Raw genomic sequence first — 26,187 nt, 5'->3', positions numbered from 1 at the left:
GGAGTTACTGGTCGGAAACCTGCATAATGTAGCCGATACCGCTAATGGTATGAATCAGTTTGAGCGGAAAATCTTTATCGATCTTTTTACGCAGGTAATTGACGTACACATCGACCACGTTGGTCCCCGTATCGAAGGCAAGGTCCCAAACGTGTTCCATAATGTCCTGCCGGGTGAGCGCCCGGTTTTCGTTCTTCATAAAAAATTCCAGCAGGGCCAGTTCGCGGGCAGTCAGACCAATTTTTTGAGTACCCCGCTTCACAGCTTTGCTCTGCAGGTTAAATTCGAGGTCAGCGATTTTAAGCACCGTAGGTTCCTGAGCAACAACCCCGTTGCGTCGGTTCAGCGCCCGCAGCCGGGCCACCAGCTCCCGAAATTCAAAGGGTTTCACCAGGTAATCGTCGGCCCCGGCATCGAAACCCGTCAGTTTATTTTCGGTACTGCCGAAGGCCGTCAGCATCAGAATGGGCAGCGTTTCGAACTTATTCCGAATCATGCGGCACAGGTCGTATCCGCTGATGACGGGCAGGTTCACATCCAGAATGACCGTATCGTATTCATGCTCGGCAAGGTGCTGGTTGGCTTCCATGGCGTTGCCCGCAATATCGGCGCTGAAATCATACTCTTCCAGGCCATTTTTGATAAGCGATGCCACTTCCCATTCATCTTCTACGATTAAAATCCGCATAATGTCCTCCCATAGCGACTCACCCGGTCGCAGCGAAATTACGGGTTTTTTGGTTAGACCTTGCCCCTAGACTTTACCTTTATAGTCCCAGTGATCTTTGATAATAACCCCCTGGGCATTTTTCACAAGGTGTCGGTTGAATTGGTCGCCTTTGATGATACCATGTTCGTTGGCTTTCCCAACAAAGGCTAAAACTGGATTTCCTTCATCATCGGTCTTCACAGCGACATCGTAGCGACCAAACCGAAATGCCACCATATGCGATGGCTCATATTTTTTAGTGAGTTGCTTCAGTAACCGTTCCCCTAGTTTCATAATAGCTAGTCGTTTTTCGGTAGAACGGCTTCAGACCTCAACAGTTTACCTACTGGCGAACAAACAACCTCACTGCCGAATCAAAACCCAAACAATCAGCAAGTTATCTATCCGCCAAGTGCATTTACGAGGGGCCATTCCCTTATTTACCTATTGATCAGAAGACAATTCCTGGTGCAAACGGTTTCATAGATGTATGTCTTTGACCTACGTAAATGCATTCAACGTATGAAAAACCTACTGATTATTACGACCCTAATTTCGTGTGTTAGTCTAATGAGTGCCCGAGCGCAATCGTCCAACACCGAAACCAATGCCGGCAAGCAAGGTTCGGCCACGACCAGCCATGCCGGAAACGCCAACAATGGTCAACTGAAAGGGAAAGGCGTTCCCTATAACAAGGACGCGCAGCAGATGGGTAAATCGACGGGCAAAAAGTCGAACCGACCCATTCCTGAATCATCCGTCAGCACAGAATCGGATATCAGTCGCCGACAGGCTGGTAAAATGTCAACGGGCAGTCACAACCCTCAACGGGATAACGAAACGCAGTTCGATAAAAAGAAAGGTAATCGAATCCTTCCCCGAACCGGCAGCAAGACCGACAGTAGTCAACACCGCAGATAGCGTAATGGATGTGGTGGCAGATTCTTCAATCTGCCACTGTGCGGTTTCTCAAAACCGAACGAAACAATAGGTTTTGAGAAACCGCACAGTGTCGGTTATTAGTAACCGACACCACATCTGAAATGTGTAGCTGGGTCAGCTGGGGGTATACACAATACATGATTCTAAGCCATTACAATGCATCCAGCAGCCGGACAACGATCACAGCGTTCTGTTTGTCTTTGCTCTGTTCATAGGCTACCAGCGTTCCTTTCTCTGTCGATAATACCGCCGGATATGTACCATTGACCGTTTCGGGCGTCAGGTAGGTGGTAGCACTGACGTGTTGGCCAACCATCGTTCGCATTCCAATCCGCTGCACAAACGAACCCATTTCGCCGGAGCCGTCTTTAGAAACCGATTCATCCCAGACCCAGACCAACCGTCCGTTGACGGCTGAAATCTGCGGATGTTTGGCCCGATTCGTCAATACACTCGATACCAGCTTATCCGAGCCTAATCTGGCCAGTCGCAGGCCCGCTGACCCTTCTCTACCCGAAAACCAGGTTACCAGCATATCATTACCTAGCTGCGCCATCACCGGCCCTGCATGCGGACAGGCTGCTACCTGCCAATGATCGGCAAAAACGACCTGCGGTTTACTGAATGTTTTACCTCCATCAGCCGACACCGACGTACTCATATCACGGTCGGCGACTTTGCCTGTGCCCGTAGAGACCATATCCCGATAGGTCAGATGAATCCGTTTCTGGCTATCGACAAACACGTTGGTTCGGCAGCATTGGCAGGCATTTTCATCGACCAGTACAGCCGATCCAAACCCTTTGCCCTTAGTCGTTTGCGCAAATACCACCGGCCGACCCTCCTGCCCAGGCAATTTTTCATCAAGCCAGACAGCCCCAATTTCACCGTTCGGCAAGCGAGTGATATCGGCGAATGAATGACTTTTTCCGGGCGTTGCATCCTGGTGTACGGGCCGGTAATCCGTCCAGTTTTTCCCTCCATCGGTCGAGAGGGTGTATAGCAGATCCCCCGCAAATCGGGATTCCGCTGTGGGCCGGGGAACTTCAAAAATGGCCAGCATTGTTCCGTCGGATTTTACGGCTAGTTTAGGCATTCCTTCGGCATGAGCCGACAGCCCGGCGGGTGCTTTTACCCGGATTTTCTCCCCAAACGTTTGTCCCCCATCGGTCGAGATAGCGAAGTAGAACGCAGCTTCTTTTTCGCTGAGCTTTTCGACCCAACTCAACAATGGATTACCAGCCGCATCGGTCGTCAGGCGCGGTACGGCTCCCACAAACTGCGGGTCCGAAAGGGCCGTTTCTTTCCCCGGTTTTCCGGCGATCAGGCCCAGCAAAAAAAGTAAGGTCAATAAGCTTTTCATAAATTCTCTTCTTTATTGATTACACAGAAATGTTTTTCGACAGGATTAACAGGATGAAATAGGATGGCTACCAGAAAAATCAATCCTGTCGAAAAAGAACATTTTATTTACCTGAGAAACTATACTGAACCCCGATCACAAACGTGCGTGGTGCCGCTGGCGTGTAGGTTGTTCGGTCGGTGGCGTTATTGCCGCGTGTGGCGTTGGTCGCATAGAGTACGTTTGTCACGTTCATAACATTGGTATACAGCTCAATACCTTTCCATTGGTAGCCCAGTCGGGCATTGGCGAAGTCGTAACCATCATAGCGAATGGTGTTGATCTGGTTTTGATACCAGCCCGATACGTGCTGCCATTCGAGCGATGCCCGCAGATTTTTAGCCCAGGCCGGATAGTAACTTACTTCGGTATTCCAAAGTGTACGCGGTGCCGAAGGCATGTCTTTACCATTTACATTCTGAATCACATCCGACACCCGCTGACTAAGGGTAAACTCCACGAACCGATGCACCACATGCGTTCCGCCGAACCGGACAAACAGTTGTTTCGATGGTCGGTAGGTAAGCCCTAATTCAACACCCCGATGCATCGTCCGGCCTGCGCTCTGGTAATCCGTCGAGTTATCAGGCTGGCGGATACTGAGCAACTCATTAGTTCCATTCATCTGATACAGGGCCACATCGATGTACACTTTGTTGTTCAGCAGCGACGCCCAGCCGCCAATTTCCATATTGTCGAATTTGGCCGGTTGGAGGTTGTAGTAGAACAAATCGCCACTAGCCGTTGGGGTGGTTCGTTTCAGAAAAATCGAGGTAAGGGCTGGGGGCGAAAATCCTTTGGCATAATTGGCGTATAGTCCCTTGCCATTGCCCAGATCATAAGTAGCCCCAAGTTTCGGAGTTACCTGGCTGTACTCCTTACTCCCCGAGCTTTTATCGAGCGCATTGGTATAATCGAATGCCATGCGGTCGTAACGCAGTCCAGCCGATAACCGAAGTTTTGGCAAGGGCTCCAGATCGTATTGCACGTAAGCCGCCAGATTATGAATATCAGCCTGGTAGTTGGCTAGTTGAATATCTGGCCGTTCGGCCACCTGCGTATATTTCAGGACTGATTTTTTGTCAGCCCGCAACTCGGTCGTCAAGTCCGTCTGGTAAGCGGAATAGGTATTGGGCGACAGATCGAGTGTGGCCCCGACAATCAGCTTACTATTCAGAAAATTCAGTCGTTGTGTATGTTGAGCGATGAATCCAGAACTGCTGAAATCGTTGCTGTTAACCTGACCAGTTGCCGTTGCTGAACCCGTTGTCCAGCGAATCGAATAGGCCGGATTCTGCCCCACACTGTTATCCCGAACAAAAGCCGTCAGAAACGACTGTGAGCCATTCTTCCAGTCGTGTTCGAGGGTCAGCCGGCTTCGGAACGAGAACGTTTTCCGATACGTAAAATCCGTCGTACTCACGTATTGCCGGGCGAAAAAGGCTGTGCTATCGACGCTGCCGCTGGTTTGCGAAGAATAATCGTTGTACGACACCGTACCCGTCAGGCGAGTTTGGGGTGTAAAAGCATATTCAAGACGAGTAAAATACGACGACTTATCGTAGTCGGAGCTGGCGAGCCAGGCATTACGCTGACGCCCAACTAGCCCACCCACGTAGATACCGAACTTACCCTGCCGGGCACCCGCACCAAATTGAAGTCGTTTGTATCCCCACTGATCGAATTGAATGCCGACCCTGGCCGTTGGTACTGCCGTGGGGCGCTGGGTAATAAAATTGACGGCTCCTCCTACGGCCTCTGGACCATAGATCGACGAAACCGGCCCTTTCACCACTTCAATCGAGCTAACCGTAAACTGATTCAACTCCAGCAGAGCGTTGTGATTGAATACGCCCATCGGCCGAATCGGCACCCCATCTTCCAGGTACAGGAAATACGCATTGGTGGTCATCGGCTGTCGAATCGCCATCATATGCTGCTCGTTATTGAGATTCACCATCAGCACACCGGACGTTTTATTGATGACTTCGTAAATACTAGTCGGCTTGGTTTCCTCGATCAGTTTGGGCGAGAGTTTCGAGATGGCGATGGGCGTTTCGGTACGAAGGGCCGCTTCCCGATTGCCAGTCACCACTACAGTCTGTAAATTTTCAACGGCAGGCTCCAATGAGATTCGTACAGGCTGGTTAGGCGTTATAGAAACCTCCTGACGATGATACCCCACTGCCGAAACAACTACTTTCGAAGGCAGTGGAGCGAGTGCAAAATGACCATTCTCATCGGTAACGATTCCCGACTTACCCTCCGTCCAGGACAGTGTTACGCCCGGTAAAGGTTCTTTGGTCTGGGCATCGAAAACAAGCCCTTGATTGGCGTTCTGCGCCCACGCACAAAACGCAGTAATAGCCCACAGCCCGTAGGCCACGAGAAGTTTAAATGTATTCACGAAAGCTTAGTTTAAGTCTGAAAACGAATGGGTTACCAGACCCAAAGGCTGGTAAACGGAACAGAGCTGCTCAGACAGATCTGCCAGACGGCCTATCGGACGATAAGCCTGGTTAAACTTCGCTATGCGCAGGGCGGATGAAAAAATGAGGTAATCGGAGTAGCGTAAACAGGAACGACGTACGCTGAATAAGAAGACGAAAGAAGTGCCGTCCAGGCTGGATGAAACAGAAAGGGCTGATTACTATCGCAGAACAACTGCATAATGGGCGTATTCTGCACCCGTTCGGTAGTTTCTTTATCCTGCTTGTCCTGCTGGGCTTTCAGTTTTTTGGCGAGGTAACATTTACCATCGCAATTCAACTGGGGTTTATCGCGGTTTTCGCAGAGAACACGGGCAATGTAATCCTTATTGGCATGATAATACGCGATCGTTCCCCATTGACTGACCGTTGGCAGCAGTGTTGCGAAAAGGAGGATGTACAGGATCACGTTTTTCATGACGCCACAAAGATAGAACACAGTTGACGTTTATTAGATGACTAAAATCACTGATTCCTGCGGCTTCGATTGATTTCTGACGGTACCAACGAAATTTCTGACTGAATCGACAATAGGCAGTCGGCGCATAAACAGCCCTGATAAAGCGAGCCAATATACTGGCGCTGGGCTTCGGTAAGCGGTACAGACTGGCATTGGCAGAGATTGATACTCCCTACCCGACATTCGAACAAACGGCCACAACGTGGGCAGGCCGCATGCTCATGCTTTGCGTTTTCGTTCACGGACTGGTACCTCCTGTTCGAAAGCGATAAAATTGACTACCTGTTTCTGACGGTTCAGCACCGGTCGAATCTTTACCTGACATACATAAGGCGTCTGATCTTTTCGATAGTTGACCAGTCGTCCATTGATTGACTTTCGGCGGGCAATCGCTTCCCGTATCCGCTGGCGAGTGGTTGGCGAAGTTGCCTGCCCTTGTAAAAAGCTAGGTCGGCGACCGATGGCTTCGGCATAGACATATCCAGTCATTCGCTCAAAGTGATCATTTACATACTGGATAAATTGATTCGTATCGGTAACCACAACCGAATGGGTTTCGGCACGCAGGCCTTCACGAATGGGCTTCGTCAGTACCCAGTCGTTCGCTTTAGCTATTGCCTGCCATCCTGTATGTCCCTGTACGGGTGAAGATTTACCCCAAAACTCCCATCCCGCCAGCAGGGGTGTCAGCAAGGTAGGCCGATGCTGTTCGGCAAGTTTCTTGTCGTATGGTCCACAGAAATCCATCAGCACAAAAGTACAACCTTCTCAGGAAGGCTCAATCTATATCGTGTTGACTTAATAACTAATTAGCAGGTTATTTGGCTAGTCAAATCCCATTTTTTATAACACAATAAACATATTATGCTTACGCAATTGGGCCCAATCTGATTTTTCCAGATTTAACACACTGACTTTCAATCCGTTTTCAGTATCAACAAAAAACTCTCTCGGTTCGTATCAAGTCACTTTAGCTAGTAAGATAACGGATTTCCCACCGCCATTGGGTACATCGAAGCCCATTCAAACGTATTCCCGGCTTGTATAGTCGAGTACGCGTCGGTGGTAAATTCTCCCTACACTCAGGTTGTCGGCATTAATGAGTGCCACAAATATATTCTCCTTTATGACTACCTGTTGCATGAAGTCATAGGCTACTTTTGGGCCATGAAAGCGGTTATCCTCCTTTTATCAGTCTGGTTGCTTATCCTGGCAGGAATCCCCTGCCCCGATGCCGACTGTCATATTCATGAGGCCCCAACCGAAACTTCTTCGCATCAGGCCGATGAACACGAGCATGGCCACAAATCCCCGTGCAGTCCATTTTGTCATTGTGCTACCTGCCTGGGCTTTTCGGTTTCCAAACCGTTCGTCTATACCCTTCCTGAGCAACTGGCCGTGCCGGTCATGAGCCAGCAACTATTTGACTATCAGTCGCCCAGCCAGGCCGATGTAATAGTAGGCATCTGGCAACCGCCCAAACTTTAAGCGTTTTTCATGGATTTTTTACCGGCTGGGCATCTACCAACCGGAATGGTTCCTTGTATTCCTATTAAACTGGATGAAAAACGTTATTCTTTTTCTATTCTCATTATTGGCATTTAACCATATGGTTGCTGGCCAGGATACCTTACGCGTTTCTGTCCGGCATGCCCTTACTAATCAGCCCATACCGGGTGCTACGATATTGCTCGTAGGCACTGCCAACGGCACCAACACCGACCCGAACGGAGCAGCTTGGCTACGCTTGTCAGCCACAGGCCCGCAAAAGATTCGCATTTCAGCCGTTAGCTTCCTGACCAGTACGCAAACAATCACCCTCCCTCTGGCCGATACCTTACGGATAGCCCTCGAACCTTCAGAAGAAGAGCTGGAGGAAATCACCGTTTCGTCGACCCGAACCGGGCGTACCGTGGCTGATGAACCGACGCGTATCGAGATGCTGGATGCCGAAGAACTGGACGAAAAGGCCAATATGCAACCGGCCAACATTGCCGTTATTCTGCGCGAAAGTCCGGGCATTCAGGTGCAGCAAACGTCGGTCATGTCGGCCAACGCCACCTTTCGGATTCAGGGACTGGATGGCCGTTATACCCAGCTTTTGCAGGATGGGTTACCGCTCTATAGTGGCTTTTCCAGTGGACTAAGTCTGATGCAGGTGCCACCCCTGAACCTGAAGCAGGTTGAAGTCATCAAAGGCTGCCAGTCAACGTTATACGGTAGCGGAGCCATTGCCGGGTTGGTCAATCTGGTTACCAAAGAGCCCACCCGACAGCGCGATTTGTCCTTTCTGGTGAATGGCACCTCGGCGCTGGGGCTCGACCTGAACGGATATTATGCCCAACGAAACGATAAAGTAGGACTGACCGTCTATGCTACCCGAAACCTGCAACGAGCCTTCGATCCGAACCGCGACCAATTTTCGGATTTACCTCAAATCGCCCGGACAACGCTGCAACCCAAATTATTCTGGTATCCCAATGAAACGATAACGATTTCGGCGGGTCTCATCTGGGCCGACGAACAACGAACGGGTGGCTATTTGCCTACCATCCGCAATGAAGTGAGTGGCTATACGGAAGCCAACGATTCCCGTCGGCTGGCCACCCAGTTTCGACTGGAAAAGCGGTTTGCCAACGAATCGGTACTGACGATCAAAAATAGCTACAGTCGGTTCAAACGGGCTATTGTCCTACCTGACTATCAGTTCAACGGTTTACAGCAGTCGTCGTTTTCGGAGGTTAGTTATTTTAAACATCGCTCAAAATCGGACTGGATTGGCGGGCTGAACCTATGGACCGATCAGTTCCGCGATGAAAGCCCTGCCCCTACACTCAGCTCTGCTACGATCTACGCTCAGGCCATTGCCGGAGTCTTTGTGCAGAATACGCTGACCATTTCTGAAAAACTCAGCCTGGAGACCGGCTTGCGTGGGGATCTGGTTATGACCGACGTTCGGGAGGCTAATGAAGCAACCAGGCCGAAACTGTTTGTACTCCCCCGTTTTTCGCTCCTATACCGGGCTTCGGAACATTGGAGCAGTCGGCTGGGGGGAGGATTGGGCTATAAAGCACCGACCCTTTTCACCGAAGATGCCGAACGATTATCCTTCCGGGCTGTCGATCTACGAACGATCCGGCAGGATCAGACCGAAGCATCAATGGGTCTGAATTGGGACATCAATTACCGAACCGAACTGGCCGAGCGAACAACCTTATCTGTCAATCAGTTGTTTTTCTACACGAACCTGAACCGCTTAACGGTATTGACGCCCCAGGGAACCAGCTACGCCTTTCGTACAGCCGATGGCCACCTGTCGACGCGAGGATTTGAGACGAATGTGCGACTACTTTACCACGATCTGCATACATTTCTGGGCTACTCGTTCATCGACACCCAGCGTCAGTACGATAACTTGGCTGGTCCGCTGCCACTTACGGCCAAACACCGGCTTTATTTTACGACGCTGTACGAAACGGAACAACTTAAAACTGGTTTTGAAGCTTTTTATTCAGGTCTCCAACAGCGATCAAACGGCACAACGACTCCTGACTATTGGACGTTGGGCTACATGATCGAGAAAAAATGGAACTTCGGTCAACACATCAAAGGCAGCATTTTTATTAATTTCGAAAACTTCCTGGATGTCCGGCAGTCCCGGTTTGAACCGCTAGTGAGTGGGTCTATCACGCAACCTGTTTTCGTAACCGATATTTATGCCCCCACCGATGGTCGGGTCATCAATGCGGGGTTTAAACTAAAGCTGTAACGCGGACTTCCAGTCCGCAGGTTATAGAGCCGTGCCACGGTTTGTTTATGGATAATAGAGAACCGTGGCACGGCTTTCTGTGAAAGTCCTGTAGTCAATTTGTAGTTTTCGACTTGCGGACCAGAGGGCCGCGTTACCTATGGCACACGAACACGATCATCACGACCATGCCGGGCACCATCACGGGCCTACGGTTCTCACGGCTGTCAATCGGGCTTTGATTATCGGCGCCATCCTGAACACGCTTTATGTGGTGGTCGAATTTGGGCTTGGCTTTTATTATAACTCGCTGGCACTTACAGCCGACGCAGGGCATAACCTGAGCGACGTAGCCAGTTTGCTGCTGTCGCTGCTGGCGTTTCGGCTGGCTCGCGTTCGGCAAACGCCCGGCTTTACGTACGGGTATCGCAAAAGCACCGTACTGGCTTCGCTAACCAACGCGGTTGTGCTGCTGATCACCATCGGGGCTATTTTGTGGGAAAGTGTTCAGCGATTTCGACACCCTGAGCCGGTAGCGGGCGGAGCGGTGGCCTGGGTAGCCGGTCTGGGGATTCTGGTCAATGCAGGTTCGGCACTGCTCTTTTTTCGGAATAAAGAACATGACCTGAATGCCAAAGGCGCTTACTTACACCTGGCTACCGATGCCCTGGTGTCGCTGGGCGTGGTGATTGCGGGAATTCTGATTACGTACACCGGCTGGTTATGGCTCGATCCAGTCATTGGTATTCTGGTCGCTATCGTGATCATGGGCTCCACCTGGCGACTACTTACGGATAGCCTTCGCCTGTCGATGGATGGCGTTCCGGTCGACGTTGACCTGGCCGATGTGTTGACCGAACTACGGGCCGTTGCGGGGGTACAGGATGTGCATCACGTGCATGTATGGGCGATGAGTACAACCGAAAATGCTCTCACCGCCCACCTCGTACTGAAACCCGGCCTGACCGACGAACAGATTGCCACGCTCAAACATGATGCCCGCCATCGGCTCGAACACCAGAAGATTAGTCACGCAACCCTCGAAACCGAAACCGTAGCCTCCGACGACTGCGAAACTGAAATTTGCTAACCAGGCAGCTTCGTATTTGAATTAGTTTCCAAACTGTACGGTGGCTCCCGCCCCAAAAGTAAGTTGAGCACCGACCGCATAGCGAACGACAGCCGCTTTGGCCGCATAGCCAGCCGGGATAGTAACCCCATGATTGACCTGCACCTGATCCGTTGGAGCAGGAACCCGATTACACGACCATACGGTTGGGTCATCCCACGAGCCGGTGCGTATGGTGTATATGGCGAAGGTACAATCATCGGCTAGTTTAAATGAAGCTGTCAACTGAAATCCCGAACCACCTGAACACTGGCTTCGTACCTGCCATTCGTAATTCGGATAATTGGTGAGGTTGGTGAGCGTGTAGCTAGTCGATGTGATGCCCGAAATGGTAGTCCAGGTCGGTACACCAACGGGTCGCCACTGTAACTCATAGGGAACATTCTCACCAGATGAATTCCAATACAGATTAACCGATGTAGCCGTTATGGGCTGTGCCCTCAAACCACCCGGAACTCCGCACGTTGTCTGAAAAATCTGTGAAGAGCCATAACCAGGCTGGCATTCGGTACGCAGTTGCCATTCATACGCTGTGTTATTCGTTAAACCAGTGAGCGTATACGGTGACGTCACCACACCCGGTATGATGCTCCAGGCATTATCCCCTCTCACGCGCCAACGTAAGCCGTAGGTCATGAGTGGATTAACCGTCCAGGTGAGCTGGGCCGTACTGGACGTGATCTTATCGGTCACCTTTTCTTCAGGATAATAATTGGTACATCGGGGTGAAAATGAATTGGTTTGCGCAAAAGGTCCATTGCTGGCAATCGCACACGTGGACCGAATGCGGACTTCATAGCTTACATCTGCGGTCAGGCCTGTCAGCGTATAAGGCGAGGTAACATCCGAAATACTTGTCCAATCGAGGGAGCCTACTACCCGCCATTGAAGCTGATAGGTCGACTCGGCTCCTTCCCAGGTAATTCGAACCCGATCGGAAGCCGACGAATTTACCGACACATAAAAGGGTGTACTACACTGGGTTGTAAATCGTATAGGACTGGTATATACCGTCGAAATACCCGACTCACAATTGGTCGCCACCGCCCATTCATAGATCACATTTGTCGCCAGGCCAGTCAGTGTATAATTGGTAGCTGTCAGATCGGGAATGGTAATCCATGTATTGGCCCCGACGGCTCGATAGCGAACCGAATAGTTTAGCGCCGAACCGCTCCAGGTCAGCCGGGCCGATGTTGCCGTTATATTGGCTGTATACATCGGTACTGGCATCTGGCAGAGGGTTCGAAAGGTAACCGGATAAGTCACGTTCGTAATACTGGCCGAGCAGTAGGTCTGAATGCGCCATTCATAAAGTGTATTGTTAGTCAGGCCGGTTAAGGAATAGGTGTTACCGGTTAGTCCGGTTACTGAGTTCCAGGTTGTTGTTCCTGCTATACGCCATTGTAAAGACATGGGTAGATTAACCGAAACCCAGGTAAGCAGAGCCGACGTTGGCCTGATCAGGTTTGTATAGGTATTGGAGACTCGGGGGCAGGGTGTTGTAAATGAAGTTACAGCTACATAGGTTGCTCCATTATCGCCCACATAACTTACCCGAGCCTCATAATTCGTAGAAGGCGTTAAACCCGTAAGCAGGTATTTTTTGGTAGAAAGCGGCCCCGTTGTAGTCCAACTACCGCCACTGACTCGCCACTGAACGATGAAGTTGGTCTGGTCGGGCGCACCGCTCCAGTTCAGTCGGGCGGCCTGCGAAGTAAGGCTATCCGTATTCACATAGAATGTACTTGAACTATTGACACTCGCCGTCAGAAACGTATTACCACTGAACGGTGAGAGATCATTAGCGGCACACACGCCCTGAATTCGATATTCATACGTAGTACTAGGGCTCAAGCCAACCAGTGAGTACACTGAACCTGTCAGCCCATTCGCTTCATTCCAGGTACTATTCGAGCTAATCGTCCGCCATTGCAGATTAACAGCTGTATAATCACTGCCGGATAACCAGCTAATAATGGCCGACTGAGCCGTTACGCCATATAAGCTGTAATTGGTCAATCCCGAACACTGGGTAATGAACGTACTATTGGTTGAGAAAGCAGCGGTTGCCGTCTCACAGAGGGTACGAACCCGCCATTCATAGCTGGTTTTAGGAGCTAACCCACTCAACAAGACAGACGTACTGGTAACGCCACTTACTTCCGACCAGATCACTGTACCACTGACTCGGTACTGAACCGAGTACGCCACCTGCGGAGGCATAGTTGATCCACTCCAGGACAACCGAGCCCCAGTAGACGATACCCGGTCAACCGATAGCGTCTGAACCGACGGGCAGTTCGTCTGGAACGATACAACCGGTGAAAAATCGGAAAGATAGCCCGCTCCACAGTCAGACGCCACCTGCCATTCATAGCTTGTACCGTTTGTTAGACCGGTTAATGAGTAAGTGGTAGAGGAAACCGATAAGGCCGACCAATTCACTGAACCCATCATCCGCCAACGCAGCTGATAACGCTGACTCGACAGACCGGTATTGGTCCAGGATAAAACCGCCGATGTAGGCCCAATCTGCGTACTCGGGCCATACGGAATTGCACAGGACAGACCAAAATAGGAGGAATAGGAGAAGCCAGAGGTAATGCCAGCCGAGCAAGCGGCCCTGACCTGCCATTCGTAGCTACTACCTGTGGTTAAACCCGTAAGTGAATACGTAGTTCCCACAATACCCGTTACTAATGTCCATGTCGATGTACCCGAAACCCGGTATTGCAGATCATGAGACAGGTTAATGGCGTCGTTCCCATTCAAATTGTAGTAAGACCAGCTTAACCGGACCGATGTGCCTGATAGTGTCTCTGATCCAGTCAAAGCAGGAATGATACACTGAAGTTGTGTAGTGACGATTCCGGAAAAATCACCGGTAACGCCCGATGAGCATCCCTGCCGAACCCGTACTTCATAGGTTGCACCGGGCGTAAGATCCGTCAGAACATAGCCCGTATTGGTCAGCCCGCTTATTGTCGACCAGGGAGTGGTTCCGGCAACCCGCCATTGCAGATCATAGCCGGTCACAAATGTCTGAGATGACCACGAAACACTGATCGACGTGTTGGTTTGCTGATACGCATTAACGTATTGGGGAACAGAACATCCGGCGGTGAATAAAGGGCCATACAGATAATCGGTATAGACCGACGGCGCACAAAGCGCCCGAACCCGCCATTCATACGTTAGCCCGGCAGTCAGTCCATAAATGGTATACTGTTTCTGATAATAGTTCCAGTCAGAGCCACCAAAATTCGGGTCGGTTTCGGTCCCATCCGGTTGTAGCACAATCCAGTTGCCCCCAGTTATAGGTCGGTACTGAATTTCGTAAAGGGCATGGCTGCTAGCATAAAACCAGTTCAGTTTTACGGCATTGCCATCTAGTAAGGCTACCGACGGATCGGATAGTGGCGGACCGCACTGGGTCTGGAAACTCTGGATCGACGAAAAATCGTTGGGACCTCCTGATGGGCATGTCGATCGGACCCGCCATTCATAGCCTGTATTATTAGTCAGGCCGCTTAATGAATAGGTAGTGGTGGTCAGGCCCGGTATGGCTGTCCAATTTGCCGATCCTGCCTGACGATATTGCAATTCAAAAGGCGAATAGACAGCCGAGCCATACCAGCTCACCCTGGCAGACGATATGGTTATATCATTGACATAAAAATACGTGGGCTGTCCGCAGCTAAACGTAAATGTGGAGCCGTTTACATAACTGGACATCACCTGATCGGAGCACAGCTTACGCACTCGCCATTCATACGAGGTATTTAACTGCAGGTTCGATAAAACGTACCCTGCCGACGTGATACCCGATGCGGTTGTCCAGGCCGTTGTATTGGCAACCCGCCATTGAACTTCATACCGAGCCACAGGTTCGGTAGCGTTCCAGGATAAATTGACTGTTCCGCTACTGTTTTGCACAAAATTCAAATTGGTTGGTCCACCACAAACGACCTGAACAATCTGGGCGGAGGTAAAATCAGAAAAGTCGGTGGCCGAACACACTTTACGGACCCGCCATTCATACACCGTTGCGGCCGTCAACCCACTTAAGCTATACGATGCTGTTAAGATACCCGACACAGTCGACCAGGTTGTGGTTCCGGCGGGTCGCCACTGCACGTCGAACGGTCCACCCGATGGCGAATACCAACTTAAATCGGCGCCATTCGTTGCGTTCGAATAACCAGACGGATAAATAGGCGTGGCACATTGCGTGGTCAGAAACTGCGACGGTGTATAATCTGAGGTTGCTCCTTCTGCACATACTGTTCTAACCCGCCACTCATAGGTCGTATTGTTAGCTAGTCCGGTCAGGCTGTAAGGAGGTCTGGCGGCCAGGACAGTTGTCCAGTCGGCTGTACCTGCCTTCCGCCATTGCAAATCGCTGGCAGGTGCCAACCAGATTAAGGTAGCCAGATTATGACTAACAGCGCTAAAGCCCAGATTGGTCGGCAATTGGCAATTCGTCTGAAAAACCTGTGTGCTGGTGAACAGTGATTTTGATGTAGCTGAACAGGCCGTTCGAACCTGCCATTCGTAACTTGTATTGTTGGTTAATCCAGTCAGGATATACTCCGTTGAAACAATGCCTTCGATCAGTGTCCAGTTTGTAGTACCTGCGGGACGCCATTGCAGATCGAAAATGCCATTCGTGACAGGACTATCCCATTTCAATTCGGCGGCATTCGGATTGACCAGCGTTGTTCGGGCATTGGATGGTGGTAAGCAACGCGTCCGAAACAGCGAACCATTTACATAATCTGAAGTAGCCGACACCGAACAGACTGTTCTCACGCGCCACTCAAATGCGGTTTCGTCGGGCAACCCGGTCAGATCTAAAACCCCAGTCGTCAACCCACTCACAATTGTCCAGTCAGTAGTTCCAGCGGGCCGCCATTGCACCTCATAACTGGCGCCACCCGTTACTAACGCCCAGGAAAGCCGTACCGACTGATGGGTCACATTGGTAACGCTTGTGTAGTAGGGCTGAATGCATTGTGTTTGAAAGGTAGTTGTCGTACTATACGACGATGTATCGCCAGCCGCACAAATGGATCGCACCTGCCACTCATAAGCGGTATTGTTTGCCAGGCCTGTCAGGGACATAACCGTATTGGTCTGAACTGGACCTGTAGTCCAGGCCGTTGTACCTACAGTTCGCCAATGCACCTGATAGGTAGGTGGCCCACTACCATAATAAAACCAACTAAGCGAGGCTGACTGATGGGTTATCGTATTGGTACTTGTATAGCCAGGAGCCTGACAATCGGCATAAGCAGCTCTAAAGCCGATGACCAAAAATAGTAGCAAAAGCAGTAGAAAACGGGTGTGCATAGACAGAAGATACGGTTCATATCTTCTTCCATTCAGTGCAATTATTTGGCCAATTTCTTTACGACAACCCGTTGTTCATCGAATAATTTTTTCCCTCTGGCTCAAGTGTTCATAAGTAGGATTATGGCTGTTCCTTCTCTCCTATAAAGTATCTTCATATACCTGTTTCCGCTTTACCCTAAGGCGGTTATCTTTACGGAAGATCAAGTACGATCAGGACGTTTATAGTGAATAAATCATGAAACGCAGAGAAGCAATCCTTCAGGTCGCCCTTACGATGGGCAGTGCCCTCTCGGCCCCCACGATGGCATCGATTCTTGACGGCTACCAACCCCATCGGTCGGTTAAGCGCACGACTTCAGCCTTTACATTAGCAGGTGCTCAGGGAGCCTTACTCGATGAGATTACGGAGGTCATCATGCCGACTACCTCTACGCCGGGAGCCAAAGCCGCTAAGGTGGGCGAAACCATCCAGCTTATCCTGAAAGACTGCTACAAACCCGCTCAGCAGGAGCATTTTCTGAATGGGCTAAACGCCGTTGACGCCGAAAGCCAGAAAGCTTACAACAAGCCATTTGTTAACCTGACGATCGAGCAGAAAACGGCCGTCCTGAAGGAATTTGAACAGCGGGCGAAAGTCGAAGCGAAGCAAAATCCGAAGGGTCAGGAGAAACTGGCGAAAGACCCCGAAACGACCTTAAGTGCCGTTGCCGCATCGGGTAGCGAGCAAACCCAGGCCAAGATGGTGGATGCCGAAACGGGAGTTGTGGTGAAAGACGCCATGAAAAACGCGCCACTTACACCTTTTTTCACCCTCGTCAAAGAGCTTACCATTCTCGGTTATTTCAGCTCCGAAATTGGCTGTACGCAGGCACTCTCCTATGTCAAAATCCCCGGTCGTTACGAAGGCGTCGTTAAACTCAAAGAAGGCCAGAAAGCGTGGGCAACGTAATGTAGTATTAGGAGCGAGGAGTGAGTATTGGGAGTGGCCGACACTAAAATAAAGGCTTGCGTCAGCCACTCCCAATACTCACTCCTCGCTCCTAATACTACTTATACACTCCTCACTTCCCAAAAAAGATATGAACCTTAATCTTGACGCTAAAAAAGGAATGACTTACGACGCTATTGTCGTGGGTTCGGGTATATCGGGTGGCTGGGCGGCCAAAGAACTGACCCAGAAAGGGCTGAAAGTACTGATGCTGGAACGTGGCCCCGACCTGAAACACGTTACGGATTATCCGACCGCCATGAAAGACCCCTGGGAGTTTCCGCACCGGGGTAAGATCGAACTATGGGCGGCCGAAGAGTATTGGGCCAATGCCCGTTCCGGCGGAAAACCCGGCGAAGATCAACGGCATATGTTCACTAAAGATGTGGATGTGCCGTATATTGAAAAGCGCCCTTACGACTGGATTCGGGGCTACCACCTCGGCGGACGTTCGCTGATGTGGGGGCGCCAAAGCTACCGGCTCAATGAACGGGACTTTACTGCTAATCTGGAAGATGGCCACGGGGTCGACTGGCCGATTCGTTACAAGGATTTGGCCCCGTGGTATTCGTACGTAGAGAAGTTCGCCGGTATTTCAGGAAACAAAGATGGTCTGGCGGTGTTGCCTGATGGCGAATTTGTGCCGCCCATGCAGATGAACAGCGTTGAGCTGAAAGCCAAAGAAGGCATCGAAAAGAATTTCAAAGGTCGGCATCTGGTCATTGGTCGTCCGGCGATCATCTCCGTCGCGCAGAAAGTCCATACCGACCTGGGCCGGGCGTCGTGCCAGTTCCGTAACCTGTGTGTTCGGGGTTGCCCGTTTGGGGCCTATTTCAGCACGCAGTCCTCGACTCTGCCAGCCGCTATGAAAACGGGCAATTTGACCGTTATCACAGATAAAATCGCCTATCAGGTCATTTATGATGATCAGAAGGGTAAGGCGACGGGTGTACGCGTGATCGATCAGAACACCAAACAACATCAGGAATATTACGCCAAAATCATCTTCCTGAATGCATCGACGATCAATACAGCCTGGCTCATGATGCAGTCTACATCGAAACGCTTTCCAAACGGTTTGGGCAACGATTCCGACCAGTTGGGCCGAAACCTGATGGACCACCACCTGGGCGCGGGGGCATCGGGCGAGTTCGAAGGGTTGCAGGAATGGTACTACTACGGCCGTCGGGGTAATGGTATCTACATTCCCCGCTTTGCCAACTGGGGCGACGATAAACGGAAAGACTTCGTACGCGGCTTTGGTTATCAGGGCCGGGGCGCTCGTCAGGATTGGGTGGCCGGGGCTTCGAAAGAAGGCTTTGGTCCAGCATTTAAAGATAATCTGACCAAGCCTGGTCGCTGGGAATTCAACATTGGCGGTTTCGGCGAAACCCTGCCCGATCCCAACAATCGCATGCGTCTGTCGGATAAAAAAGATAAATGGGGGCTACCTATCGTCGAGTTCGATGCGGGTTGGGGCGAAAACACCGTTGGGATGCGCAAAGCGATGATGAACGATGCGGCTGAAATGCTCGAAGCCTCCGGACTGAAAAACATCAAAACCCGCAACGATCAGGACAAGAATCAGGGGATCGGCATTCACGAGATGGGTTCGGCACGCATGGGCCGCGATCCTAAAACGTCGGTACTCAATGCCTGGAATCAGGTGTGGGGGGCCAAGAATGTATTCGTTACGGACGGGTCCGCTATGGTGTCCTCCTCCTGTGTGAATCCATCGCTCACGTATATGGCCCTGACCGCCCGCGCTGCTGATTATGCCGTTCGGGAATTGAAGCGAATGAATCTTTAAGATGAACCTATTTAAACGTTTCCTTTAGTAGAAAGTGTAAGCCCCTTTTTGTCATTCCGACGCAGGAGGAATCTCAAGCCTGACTAATAAGTAACGTTGAGATTCCTCCTGCGTCGGAATGACAAAAAACCGAGCCAGTTTTACTAAAATGTAGAAAGTTTAAACAGGCTTATAAATCATAATCGCTCCGGCGGACCGGTATCATAATAATCTGTCGGTCCGCCGATGCGGTTCTGTCATTTGTCTATAACGTTCAACATCCTCATGGTACCAGTCCCGTTGATCTCGATTGGCTTCCAGAAAAATATTCCCTAAAAAGATGTTTAGATAACAAGCCTGCACGCGTTCGGTTAAGTTCGGGATAGTGAGTCCTTGGTTATCAGCCCACTGACGAAAAAGGGCGATATAATCGACGCCTAAAGTATCGTAGTAAGCCATATAAGCCAGATCATAGAGCCAGTCGCCACAGCGTAGCTCGGCCCAATCCAGAATGACCGTCAGGCGATTGTTTTCAGCAAGGGCGTTTTCGTAACCAAAATCACCGTGAACATAATGCTGCTCATTGGGTAGACAGGGCAATAAACGCACCAATCGCCGATAAGCATCCTGAACGAGATCTCTACTCAGAAACGTAGTTCGATATAACTCTTCCCACGGTTTATAAATCTCATCACCACGCGGGGTAAACGTTTCTGAAAAATCGTTGATAGCACTAATGAAGTCGGGCCAGGTTTTGTAGCGTTTCCGGCTTTCTCCTACCCCATTCAGGATTCCAAAACCCGTGTCGGGTGAAACAGAGACTTGCGCCATAGCCCATAGGCTGTCAAATACTGATGGCAAAAGGCGCTCCTTACCAGCTTTATCGAAGGTGGTCAAAACCTGTCCGGAATACCAGTCCGAAATGCAATAGAAATGCGATGCGTCGTACGCCCCAATGGCCAGTACATTCGGAATTGATACGGCCTGACCGAGGTGCTGAGCGGCAAACTGATCTTCTCGAACGCTTCGCGCGTCACGCCAATCCGCAGTACAAAAGCCTCCTTATCTGCTTCAAATCGATACGCTTGCGAAAACATACCGGCCCCAATCGGCTGAAGACTATGCGCTGTTGGATGGAAATGCGTTTGCAGAAAATGAGTCAACTGGGCAAGGTTCATCGGACTAAGCTTAGTCCGCAAAATAGCATATCATGCTTAAAAATTCGCTTATGCAACCGTTGATGGAGAAGGCCGCTAGTAAACGACGACGCAACCCCGCAGTTGCTAAAAAACAGCCTGTTGCGCTCGAATCGCTGGTGTATGAGGTGATGGACGGTCGGCCCCTGTATTACCGGGGATATGAAGATGTATTGGCCGGACGAAAATCTCCCGAAGAAATTATAGGTTCGAGTTCATTGCAATGGGTACTTGCTAGCTACTTTATAAAGCTAATGGTAGTTGGTCTGGATCGTAAAAAATATTGGTTTGCCTCCAACAAAGCGGGTGTTCATCTGGATCATCGAAACAACCTTTCCCATGACGTAGCTATCTACGACCGAACCGTATTAACCCCGGATAAGATTAATACGCAATACGTAACAGTACCGGCCAAAGTAACCGTCGAGATTGATGTCAAAGCCGATATATCAAAAGTGGCAGACTTTAACTATGTCAATCGTAAGACGAAGAAACTGCTGGATTTTGGCTCAGAAAAAGTTATCTGGGTATTCACCAGTTCGCAGCAGGTCATGATTGCCGAACGGTCGGCCGATGCGTGGTTGACGATGGACTGGCACCGCGATTTGGAGTTATTGGACGGACAATCGTTCAACATCGGGCAATATCTATCCGACGAGGGTATTTATATAACCGAGCAGTAACGTGTAATGTGGGTGGAAACCCGTGATTTTAACCTCATAGCGCGGGTTTCCACCCGCGTTACAAGTCTACTAGCTAAAATCGCAATTTACGCATGTACCGATAAGTCCCTGCCGTTACCAGCCCCCCTACCATATACCAGGCAACCGTCATAGCTGCCGTAGCTGGTGTTCGCTGTGTAGGGGTTGTTCCTAATCCCATCGGCCCCGGTAGGCCAACAGCGCCAACACCAGCAGCCAGTCCTAAAGCAGCCCCAGTCAGTAAGGCATCTTTCGGCTTCGACAGCCCGATCAGGCTATAGTAGAGCGTATTTGAGAGTATATCGCCACCCAGCGCCCAGTCGTGAAGTTCTTCGTCGGCGGGTGGTTCTTCGTCAACGCTTTCCATGACTTTCTTGATCGCACGCATGCCCAGAATGTCGGCACGGGGCGCATTGGGGAGAAGCCGCCGGGCCGACTCGTGAAGGATCGTCAGGGCAACAGCTCCCAGCAGGCCACTTCCTAATGGTGACAGAATGGTTTTATTTAGCTTTTTCATACCTGCTTAACCGACGAACCTACGCAAATGTTAAGCACCTTTATTTTCCTGGTTGTATCTTCCAGCCAATAACCATCGACCATTCGTTACTGATGACATTCTTCTTTCGAAACGACCAGCCTGAACTCGCCATCGACATTTTGCGCGAAGTCGGCCAGTGGCTGGTCGATAGCGATCAAACGCTTTGGGAAATCGATACACTCACGGCCGAAAACCTACTGGACACGTACACCACCGGCAATTTATATGTAATGTATGCCCAGCTTGGCGGTACCCGCTCGGAACCGGCGGCCGTATTTATTCTGCAATGGGAAGATCCGCTGTTCTGGCCCGATGTTCCACCCAACACGTCTGGCTTTATTCATAAATCAGCCATTCGCAGAGCGTTTGCCGGGCAAAATCTGTTTGCCGCCATTCTGGATTTTTGCCGAACAGAGTGCTTACGACGGGGTATCAAAACGTTACAGCTCGAAACAGATGCAACCCGGCCTAAACTCATGCAGTTTTATGAACGACATGGCTTTACGCCCACCTACAAGCGGTCCATCCAGGAGTTTGGGCAATCGTATCTCTGTCAGTTTTATGTGATGACCTTTTGAGTGCTACTTTACCTCCTTCGGCTATGTTCGTACTTCACCGGTTGGTTCGGCTGTCTTCCATCATCAACGGCATACTGATTACTAGCTTGCTAGGCTGTCATTCGTCGAGCTCTGATCCTGCGCCTTCCCAGTATAGTGTTCCGGCAGAAGTTGAGCCTTATATGAAATCATTTCGGGCAGAAGCGGCTAAACGCAACAGTGCCGTTTCAACCGATAACCTCATCATTACCTTTCAGGCGGGCCAGCAGGAAGACATTTGTGGACAGTGTTATTTAGAGACTGGCAAACCCCCGCGCATTACACTGAACAACAACTCATTTTGCTGGCAGGAAGCGAATCAGCAGGAGCGCGAAGGATTGATTTTTCATGAACTGGGGCACTGTCTGCTCATGCGGCTCCATAAAGCAGATCGCTTTCCAAATGGAGCGTATCTGACCCTGATGAATCCAGATAATGTAGGCGTGTATGCCCCCTGCCGGTATCCAATAGGTGGCGAAGAGTGCGACAAACGAAATCGGCGGGAGTATTACATCGATGAACTCTTTACCACCATAATGCCAACGCCCGACTGGGCAAAATAACAGAGTGTCTATAACGATCACTGCACCCGGATCAACTCAACTGCCGTAACAGGCCTGCCCGTCTCCGTAATACCCTGTATGGTTATACGTAGCGTCTGAACGACATCCGATAAGGGAAATACGACCTGGCTGTGTCCCTGACTATCGGTTTGTATTTGCGGTTTCCAGTATAGCACATCCCGACGGTCAACCTTTCCTGACGGGGCTTCGGTGGCTTCATAGCGAGGGACATAAAATTCGCGCTGAACGGTCGGAAAGCCAATCACCTGTAGCGGTTTCATCCCTTTTTTCTCTGTATTTGTCTGCTGACCGGGCCGGAAGCGTTTCGTATAAAAGGCAATAACGCCATTGCCTCCCCGTACCCCATAGATACCGGCTGTACCTGCGTTTTTTAACACTTCAATTCGTTCTATATCGCCCGGATTAAACACCAGTAAGCCCGTACCGTCGGGGTCCTGCACGTTCATTCCATCGATAAGGTATAAGGGTGTAGTGCCACTAACAAAACTACCTGTCCCCCGAATCGCTACTTTATAACTACCATTGATTGGCTCCTGCGTGACGGTTACGCCCGCTACACGACCACGCATCATCTCATACAGGTTTGCAAAAGGGGGCGATTTTTCATCAAATACAAGCGTTGCATCAGCGCTGTTATGTAAACTACGGCGCTGAATATCCTCTGGACGCTCATCGAACCGACGTGCTTTAACGGTAACGGCCTTTAATACTTTGACGGTTTTATCCCGGTACAAATCGGTATCCGATTCCTGGCGGACACGAGCAGCTTCCAACTGGCCACGCAAGGCTGTCCAGTTCGACAACAGACTGCTTGAATCAGCATCCCATGCAGTTCCTGGCCCCTCCAGCACCCAATGAGCATCTTTCTCGGGTAGGTCTTTCATCTGGTAATCGGTAAGCTGAGACATGAGTTGAACGGTATCGGCAATGGCTAAACCGCCCAGTCGGAAACGACCTTTTTCATCGGTGCCCGCCGATTTCACAAACGACTGCCCAGCCACAGTCGATGCCAGAAAAATCTGTGCGCCCGCAATCGGCTGATTTTTCGCGTTGAGTACCCGCCCCATCACCGATACACCACCCAGCAGCTCGGTCGATGGTGTCCCTCTCACCCGGCGCCAGCCCTGGGTTAGGAGCAAATCGTCCAGTGCCCGTCGGGTTTCGGGTGCGTTATCTTTGAGATACACATTCGGCTGTTCCACACGACCGCGCAATTCGCCAGTCAGCAGCATATGGGTTTGAATCGAGGCTTCAGCCGTATCGTCAGGCACCTGACTCGCATCCGTCACCGATGCCGAAAGGAATGCCAGCGATGGCAAACCATCTTCGCTCAGGTTCAGGTTCACGATGGCCCGCTCACGAGGCTGGTAACGCGACTTGTTCACCCCGATCAATACCCGTACAGGCGGCAATCGATCCGGCAAAAATACCAACCGTTCGGCTTGTGGCCTGGCTGAGGCATCGTACAGCGTAATCTGATGCAAACCCGCTGGGAGCGCTTCGGTTGGTAAGCTCACACGAGCAATACCGTTTTGCAATAAGATTTTACGCTGATCGACCAGGTGCCCCTGCCGTTGAATCAGGATATACACAGAATCCAACGGAGCCTTGTTTGTCGACGTAACTGTTAAGGTCAGTTGAGTCGTATCGCTGGTTACGTCGGCTGAAAGCAACAACCCACCCGGCTCGGCCGGTGGCAACAAGACCATCTGATGCTGGTTGTTATAGAGCACATCGGCATAGTATTTCTTGTCGGCTTCGGGCGTCATCGAAAAACTTCCCATACCGAAAGCATTCACGATTAATCGGCACACCTCTGCGCCTTCACCCGTTACAATACGGCCTGTTGCCAACACACCCTTTCCATTCGCATCGATGATTTTGATTCCGAGCCTGGACGGAAACCCTATAGCCCAGCGCCCTCCTTCGGGCAATATCTGTACATCCAACGGCTTTGAATCGGCGGATGCGCCCTTCGACAATGTATTCTGAAACAAGTTGTTGACAGCTATGTTACGCTCAAAGGCGGGACGATGCTGGCCATCATCTTCGTCGGTGTATGCCCGGAGTCGATACGTACCTGATGCCAATGTATCAGAGATTCGAAAACTACCGGAAGCTCGTCCGTCTGTAACCTTTAGCCATTGATGATGAATTGGCTTACCCGTAGGCGTTAGCAGGTCCACGTGCATGGCCGTTTCGCCAAGTGGGCGTAGGTTGGTAGCCGGATCAAGCAGGTACGAACTCAGCCAGACCCGATCGCCGGTGGCATAGAAGGGTTTATCGGTATGCAGGTACAGGATAGGAGACAGATTTTGAAACTTATCGCTGAAGGCTTTGGCAATTCGGCCTAAGCGAGCATCAGGCGGCATTAGTCGTCCCTGAGCGACCACGGGAGCGACCGTCGGATCGGTATCGGTTTTTGTGGGTTGCCAGTCGGCAGGTAACATCCGCGACAGCCGATCTTCGGAAAGTGACCCATACTCTTCCATGCCATTGGGCGATGTAATCGTACCATCGACGGTCATCAGCAACTCCCCAGCCGGTAGTTTAATCTCTGAATAGGCATAGCGTGCATCCAGATACGGCGAGTAGTTGGATGTTGCGTAGGTATAAAAGACGATCAATTTTTTGTCCGACACCAGCCGACGTTCAAATGGCAATTTCCCCGGCTGAATCAACTCTTTGACAACCAGCGGCTGAAGGTGCCCTTTAATAGTACCTGTTGAAATGGAACCGGCCAGCATCGTCCGATTGGCGATGGACCTGGCAACCGGCACACCTATATTTTCCTGATAGACCATGAATCCTTCACGCTCATAGGTGCTATCGACCAGACTTGCCATGAGGTGCCGGGTTGAGCCTTTGTAGGCAATCACCCGATTGCGCCGATACCGTCGGGCCTGACGTTCGTCGGCCGGTTTAAGCTCTTCAAAGCGCGCTGTTCCGGCAAAATACACCTTTTGATTCGTGGCATCGAAATACATCAGGTCATAATACAGCTTATAGCCCAGGGCCTGGTTTTCGATCTGAAGCGGTTCGTAGGCCGTTGCTTTGAGATGACCACCCGTTTCTTCCTTAAAACTGAGGGCATCGCTGTTAATGATCAGACATTGTCCCGCAAAGGGTTCGCCCAGCAGTTGTCGTTTGAACTGTTTCAGATGCCGCTCCCATTTTTTCTGATTACCCCGAACCGTAACCGCCAGTAAGGTTTGATCGCTGGGTTTTAATCGAAACGTAGCCCGGTTATCCTGCTTTTCCTCCAAACGAAATACTCGTCGCAACGGCTGATAGCCCACGAAGGATGCAACAATTTCGACCGTACCGAGCGGAACCCCCGTTAGCGTATAAGCACCCTGATCATTGGTAGTTGTGCCGTGCGTGCTGCCATTGACGTATACATTGGCGAAAGGCATCGGTTTGCCTGTCGATGCATCGACCACTAATCCGGTCAGGGTTGTTGTCGTCGTTTGTGCATAGCTCCCTACCGTCGGCCCAAGCAGCAGACAGATCATCAACCAAACGGAGGCAAGTTGACGAATCATAGGAAAGGAACCC

General features: G+C 50.7%; 21 protein-coding genes. 9 read left to right on the top strand and 12 right to left on the bottom strand.

Translation table 11 applies throughout. The features are described 5' to 3' along the window. Window positions 1-4: 4 nt before the first annotated feature. Together ACYVFD_RS07155 and ACYVFD_RS07150 are read right to left on the bottom strand one after the other, a co-directional pair. Entirely contained in the window at window positions 5-688 is a 684-nt protein-coding gene (locus tag ACYVFD_RS07155; RefSeq protein WP_461089109.1) for a response regulator transcription factor, read from the bottom strand. Between the two features lie 66 nt (window positions 689-754). Beyond that, a complete protein-coding gene (locus ACYVFD_RS07150; RefSeq protein ID WP_461089107.1) occupies window positions 755-1,003 on the bottom strand; it encodes a hypothetical protein in 249 nt (82 codons plus the stop codon). Between the two features lie 228 nt (window positions 1,004-1,231). On the opposite strand from ACYVFD_RS07150, the gene ACYVFD_RS07145 reads away from it, so the two are divergent. Beyond that, entirely contained in the window at window positions 1,232-1,630 is a 399-nt protein-coding gene (locus ACYVFD_RS07145) for a hypothetical protein (RefSeq protein WP_461089106.1), read from the top strand. Between the two features lie 172 nt (window positions 1,631-1,802). On the opposite strand, the gene ACYVFD_RS07140 is transcribed toward ACYVFD_RS07145, so the two are convergent. From ACYVFD_RS07140 to ACYVFD_RS07120, 5 genes are all read right to left on the bottom strand, one after another. After that, window positions 1,803-3,014 (bottom strand): sialidase family protein, encoded by a 1,212-nt coding sequence (locus ACYVFD_RS07140; RefSeq protein ID WP_461089105.1) that lies wholly within the window; start codon window positions 3,012-3,014, stop codon window positions 1,803-1,805. Between the two features lie 103 nt (window positions 3,015-3,117). Further along, window positions 3,118-5,460, bottom strand: a complete 2,343-nt coding sequence (locus ACYVFD_RS07135; RefSeq protein WP_461089104.1) for a TonB-dependent receptor — start codon at window positions 5,458-5,460, stop codon at window positions 3,118-3,120. A 122-nt stretch (window positions 5,461-5,582) separates the two neighbouring features. Beyond that, a complete protein-coding gene (locus ACYVFD_RS07130) occupies window positions 5,583-5,960 on the bottom strand; it encodes a hypothetical protein (RefSeq protein ID WP_461089103.1) in 378 nt (125 codons plus the stop codon). 47 nt (window positions 5,961-6,007) lie between these two features. Continuing rightward, window positions 6,008-6,244 (bottom strand): cysteine-rich CWC family protein, encoded by a 237-nt coding sequence (locus tag ACYVFD_RS07125; RefSeq protein ID WP_461089102.1) that lies wholly within the window; start codon window positions 6,242-6,244, stop codon window positions 6,008-6,010. Continuing rightward, complete coding sequence (locus ACYVFD_RS07120) at window positions 6,222-6,749, bottom strand: PAS domain-containing protein (RefSeq protein ID WP_461089101.1); 528 nt, start codon at window positions 6,747-6,749, stop codon at window positions 6,222-6,224. The genes ACYVFD_RS07125 and ACYVFD_RS07120 overlap by 23 nt, the downstream gene beginning before the upstream one ends. Window positions 6,750-7,169: 420 nt before the next feature. Between ACYVFD_RS07120 and ACYVFD_RS07115 the strand changes: the two genes are divergently transcribed. The 3 genes from ACYVFD_RS07115 to ACYVFD_RS07105 all read left to right on the top strand — a co-directional run bounded on the left by ACYVFD_RS07115 (window position 7,170) and on the right by ACYVFD_RS07105 (window position 10,840). After that, window positions 7,170-7,490 (top strand): DUF6660 family protein, encoded by a 321-nt coding sequence (locus ACYVFD_RS07115; RefSeq protein ID WP_461089100.1) that lies wholly within the window; start codon window positions 7,170-7,172, stop codon window positions 7,488-7,490. Between the two features lie 73 nt (window positions 7,491-7,563). Then, a complete protein-coding gene (locus ACYVFD_RS07110) occupies window positions 7,564-9,771 on the top strand; it encodes a TonB-dependent receptor (protein WP_461089099.1) in 2,208 nt (735 codons plus the stop codon). A gap of 139 nt (window positions 9,772-9,910) precedes the next feature. Beyond that, complete coding sequence (locus ACYVFD_RS07105; protein WP_461089097.1) at window positions 9,911-10,840, top strand: cation diffusion facilitator family transporter; 930 nt, start codon at window positions 9,911-9,913, stop codon at window positions 10,838-10,840. Between the two features lie 21 nt (window positions 10,841-10,861). On the opposite strand, the gene ACYVFD_RS07100 is transcribed toward ACYVFD_RS07105, so the two are convergent. Beyond that, window positions 10,862-16,234, bottom strand: a complete 5,373-nt coding sequence (locus ACYVFD_RS07100; protein WP_461089096.1) for a fibronectin type III domain-containing protein — start codon at window positions 16,232-16,234, stop codon at window positions 10,862-10,864. A gap of 238 nt (window positions 16,235-16,472) precedes the next feature. On the opposite strand from ACYVFD_RS07100, the gene ACYVFD_RS07095 reads away from it, so the two are divergent. Further along, complete coding sequence (locus tag ACYVFD_RS07095) at window positions 16,473-17,186, top strand: gluconate 2-dehydrogenase subunit 3 family protein (protein WP_461089095.1); 714 nt, start codon at window positions 16,473-16,475, stop codon at window positions 17,184-17,186. Between the two features lie 130 nt (window positions 17,187-17,316). After that, a complete protein-coding gene (locus ACYVFD_RS07090; protein ID WP_461089094.1) occupies window positions 17,317-19,035 on the top strand; it encodes a GMC oxidoreductase in 1,719 nt (572 codons plus the stop codon). Between the two features lie 201 nt (window positions 19,036-19,236). Here the strand turns inward: ACYVFD_RS07090 and ACYVFD_RS07085 are convergent, their stop codons facing one another. After that, a complete protein-coding gene (locus ACYVFD_RS07085) occupies window positions 19,237-19,971 on the bottom strand; it encodes a phosphotransferase family protein (RefSeq protein ID WP_461089461.1) in 735 nt (244 codons plus the stop codon). Continuing rightward, window positions 19,908-20,192 (bottom strand): hypothetical protein, encoded by a 285-nt coding sequence (locus ACYVFD_RS07080; protein WP_461089093.1) that lies wholly within the window; start codon window positions 20,190-20,192, stop codon window positions 19,908-19,910. Before ACYVFD_RS07080 ends, ACYVFD_RS07085 begins: the two co-directional genes overlap by 64 nt. Before the next feature lie 32 nt (window positions 20,193-20,224). On the opposite strand from ACYVFD_RS07080, the gene ACYVFD_RS07075 reads away from it, so the two are divergent. Continuing rightward, the gene (locus ACYVFD_RS07075) at window positions 20,225-20,893 is read left to right on the top strand and encodes a Uma2 family endonuclease (protein ID WP_461089092.1); all 669 of its coding nucleotides are present in this window, start codon (window positions 20,225-20,227) and stop codon (window positions 20,891-20,893) included. Window positions 20,894-20,966: 73 nt separating this feature from the next. On the opposite strand, the gene ACYVFD_RS07070 is transcribed toward ACYVFD_RS07075, so the two are convergent. Next, window positions 20,967-21,428 carry a hypothetical protein gene (locus ACYVFD_RS07070; protein ID WP_461089091.1) on the bottom strand — a complete coding sequence of 154 codons (462 nt, stop codon included), beginning with the start codon at window positions 21,426-21,428 and terminating at the stop codon, window positions 20,967-20,969. A 92-nt stretch (window positions 21,429-21,520) separates the two neighbouring features. Between ACYVFD_RS07070 and ACYVFD_RS07065 the strand changes: the two genes are divergently transcribed. Both ACYVFD_RS07065 and ACYVFD_RS07060 read left to right on the top strand, forming a co-directional pair. Further along, window positions 21,521-22,027, top strand: coding sequence for a GNAT family N-acetyltransferase (locus ACYVFD_RS07065; protein ID WP_461089090.1), 507 nt, complete (start codon window positions 21,521-21,523; stop codon window positions 22,025-22,027). 23 nt (window positions 22,028-22,050) lie between these two features. Further along, window positions 22,051-22,608, top strand: coding sequence for a hypothetical protein (locus ACYVFD_RS07060; protein WP_461089089.1), 558 nt, complete (start codon window positions 22,051-22,053; stop codon window positions 22,606-22,608). Window positions 22,609-22,625: 17 nt separating this feature from the next. Here ACYVFD_RS07060 and ACYVFD_RS07055 read toward each other — a convergent pair whose 3' ends face one another. Beyond that, a complete protein-coding gene (locus ACYVFD_RS07055; protein WP_461089088.1) occupies window positions 22,626-26,174 on the bottom strand; it encodes a carboxypeptidase regulatory-like domain-containing protein in 3,549 nt (1,182 codons plus the stop codon). Between the last annotated feature and the right edge of the window lie 13 nt (window positions 26,175-26,187).

This window comes from Spirosoma gilvum (assembly GCF_054776815.1).
The sequence above is the reverse complement of the archived record's forward strand: the minus strand, read 5'-3'. Positions and strand labels throughout refer to the sequence as shown.